Genomic DNA, 2,928 nt, shown 5'->3' on the forward strand with positions numbered 1-2,928 from the left:
ATTGTGACAACAGCTGCTATTGGTTTGCGAGCATTTGGGCACTGAGTACTAATTGATAAATATTAATTTAATAATAAGGAGAATAAAAAATGAGTGAAACTATTTTAGAAATTATTGTTTTGGTTATATCACTTTTTACTGGTGGAACAACCGGCATAACAGCAACTATTTTGAGTAAAAAACAACAAAAAATTAGAGATGAAAATAAAGAATTAAAAGAAAAAATAAACGATATTAAAATTGAAATTAATAATATTAATACGAAATTAGATGTTATTACAATTATAAATAATAAATTGGCTAATAACAACAAAATAAATATCAGACAAAAAAACAAGGATGGTAATAAAAATGAAAAAGAAAAAGACTAAGTTATTTTTTCTACGATTAGCATATTGAATAGTTCACGGTTTAACATTGGGATTGCCAATTTTATTCACTGAAATTAATAAACTAATGCTAAAATTAAAAGAAAAAATTAATAATGAATGTATTTTGTTAGATGAAAATAAAGAAAATAATATCAACAAAATAATTAAAAAAGATGATGAAAAAGAAAATTAAATAAATTAAAAAAGCAATTTAGTAAAAATTGCTTTTTTATTCACTATTAACTTTTACATTACCATCATTATTAAGAACTAAATCAGGTAAATTTTCTTCTCCGCCATTTCAACGATAAACTGATTTAAAATATTTAGGATTAAAGCTTCATGCAAAATAACGAGGCATTCCGTTATTATCAACTAAACCAATATCTTTTCAATATCCTTGTCCTGCTTTTCCGGTTTGTAATAATTGAAGTTCATAATTATTATATTTATCAAGTATTTTATTTTGTTCATACTTATCATTTTTAAATTTAACAATTTTTCATTCTTCACTTTTATCCCCGCGTCATACTACATAATATCATTTATTATCAACTTGATTAAAAGGTTGTTCTTGAGGGCAAATTCATTCTAAGTTTTCTTTTATTTCTTGGCAATTTGTGTATATTTGGTTTTCTTGTTTTAGTTGTTGTAATTCTTCTTCGTTATATTGTGGTGTATTACAAGCAACTAGACTTGTTGTGTTTGTTCCTAATAATGTAATTGCTCCTAAAAAACTTAATCATTTTTTCATAAAAAACTACTCCTTTCTTGATATTTTATTTATATAAAAATTATATAATGAATATAAATATATACAAAGAATAATGATAAAAATTTATTTTTTTGATAATATATTAACAATTATCAAACAACAATTTTAATTTTAAGAAAGGAAATAAAATATGGCTCAAAATAAACCATCATTGAGTTTAAAAATAGACAAATATTTACAACTTTATAAAAAAAGTTATATATTATCAGTTAAGGGGCTAGCTCTTTTAGAAATACTAGAAAAATTAAAAGAAGAGGCAAAAAAAGAATATGAAGAATTTATTGATATAGCTGCCAAATTTATAAACTTATTTTGAGAAGAAGATAAAATAAAAAAAGAAATTAATTTTGATTCTCTAAGTAAAAATAAAATTAATAAAATTAATAGAATTTATAAAGAATTAAAAGAAGACAAAGAACTTTTTTTCAATATTATTGTAAATATTTTTGCCACAGTCGTTAAAGAAGAAAATATAATAATTTTTGAATTTAAAGGTTTAAATAATAAAGTTGTATTCGATTATATTCAAAAAAATTAATCAAGATTAAAAATCTTGTTTTTTTATTTTAAATTAAGATATAATGTTTTTGTTATCAAAAAAGTATCAAAATTGTATTAAATAATATTAAAAAAATTAAATATTGAAAAAACAAGTTAAAAATAACTTGCTTTTTTTAGGTGTTTATTTTAATGTGTGTGATGATTTATTTTTAAATCAAGAAAGGAAACAACTTTAAAATGGATATTAATAATATTATTAATGGGGAAAACTTTTTTAATAAAACATATGAAGATTTGAATAGATATGCTGTTGGAGAAATTGCATATAGGTTAGTTTATTTTACAATTAAAAAAAGACTTTTTCAAGTCTTTATTTTTTGTAAAACAAGTTTTAAGAGAAATAAATTTGAAACTTGTTACATTCTAATTGTATAACTTTAAAAATAATTGTCAATAGTTTTTTAAAAATAGCGTATAAATAATTTTAAAAAGATTGGGGATACATATATGAAAGATTATACACATGTAAAATTTGATGAACGAAAATTTTTTAAGGATTTATTTTTATCTGATAGTTGTAAAAAGAAAAATGGTACACTTAATTTATCTGAAATTGCAAGACAAATAGGAAGAGATATTAATACTGTTAAAAGAGAAATTAAGCGATTTAAAAATATAGAAGATTATGATGCTCGTAAAGCACATGAAGATTATTATAAAAAGCGTAAAAAATGTATTAAAAAATTACCTACATTTACAGAAGAACAACAAGAATTTTTAAATTTAAGATTTAATATTTTGGGTGATTCACCAGCAGAAATTATTCAACGATTTTTAATAAAGTTTGGGATTAAATTTCCCGTTTGTGTAAAAACATTGTATAAATGAATTTATTTAGGTCTTTTGGGTTTGTTAAAGAAAAATTTATTAAATGGTGGTAGAAGAAATAGAACAAAGAAAAGACCTGATAATCGTGGAAAATTAGATGAAAGATTTAGGTCAATTTGAGATATTGAAAATAAAGTTTCTAATGTTGGTTGATTAGAAATGGATACTGTTGTTGGAAAAGATCATTTATCTAGTTGTTTAGTATTAGTTGAGCAATCAAGTAAAAAATATTTTGCAATGAAATTAGAAGAACATACTGCTAATGAAGTTTTAGAAAAACTTGAAGAATTAGTTAGAATTAATGGTTTAGTTGGAAAAATTAAAGGAATAATAACAGATCGCGGAAAAGAATTTAGTAAATTTGAAGAGATGGAAAAGATTACTGGTTCTAAT

The 2,928-nt window shown here is 21.8% G+C and carries 6 protein-coding genes; 5 read left to right on the forward strand and 1 reads right to left on the reverse strand.

Annotation, left to right across the window (positions count from 1 at the left end; genetic code table 4):
• Positions 1-89 precede the first annotated feature (89 nt).
• Both C6B38_RS01820 and C6B38_RS01825 read left to right on the forward strand, forming a co-directional pair.
• Positions 90-371, forward strand: coding sequence for a hypothetical protein (locus C6B38_RS01820; protein WP_071937173.1), 282 nt, complete (start codon positions 90-92; stop codon positions 369-371).
• Entirely contained in the window at positions 352-564 is a 213-nt protein-coding gene (locus C6B38_RS01825; RefSeq protein WP_071937516.1) for a hypothetical protein, read from the forward strand. Before C6B38_RS01820 ends, C6B38_RS01825 begins: the two co-directional genes overlap by 20 nt.
• Positions 565-600: 36 nt before the next feature.
• On the opposite strand, the gene C6B38_RS01830 is transcribed toward C6B38_RS01825, so the two are convergent.
• Positions 601-1,125 carry a lipoprotein gene (locus C6B38_RS01830; protein WP_105298433.1) on the reverse strand — a complete coding sequence of 175 codons (525 nt, stop codon included), beginning with the start codon at positions 1,123-1,125 and terminating at the stop codon, positions 601-603.
• Between the two features lie 151 nt (positions 1,126-1,276).
• Between C6B38_RS01830 and C6B38_RS01835 the strand changes: the two genes are divergently transcribed.
• The 3 genes from C6B38_RS01835 to C6B38_RS01845 form a co-directional block, all read left to right on the forward strand.
• Positions 1,277-1,684 (forward strand): hypothetical protein, encoded by a 408-nt coding sequence (locus C6B38_RS01835; protein ID WP_105298434.1) that lies wholly within the window; start codon positions 1,277-1,279, stop codon positions 1,682-1,684.
• Between the two features lie 200 nt (positions 1,685-1,884).
• Positions 1,885-2,082, forward strand: coding sequence for a hypothetical protein (locus tag C6B38_RS01840; RefSeq protein WP_105298435.1), 198 nt, complete (start codon positions 1,885-1,887; stop codon positions 2,080-2,082).
• 72 nt (positions 2,083-2,154) lie between these two features.
• Positions 2,155-2,928 (forward strand): IS30 family transposase (locus tag C6B38_RS01845; protein ID WP_105298436.1); only part of this gene is annotated, 774 nt, incomplete at its 3' end.

Origin of the sequence: Spiroplasma sp. ChiS (genome assembly GCF_002968355.1) — a bacterium.
Taxonomy (GTDB): domain Bacteria; phylum Bacillota_I; class Bacilli_A; order Mycoplasmatales; family Mycoplasmataceae; genus Spiroplasma; species Spiroplasma citri.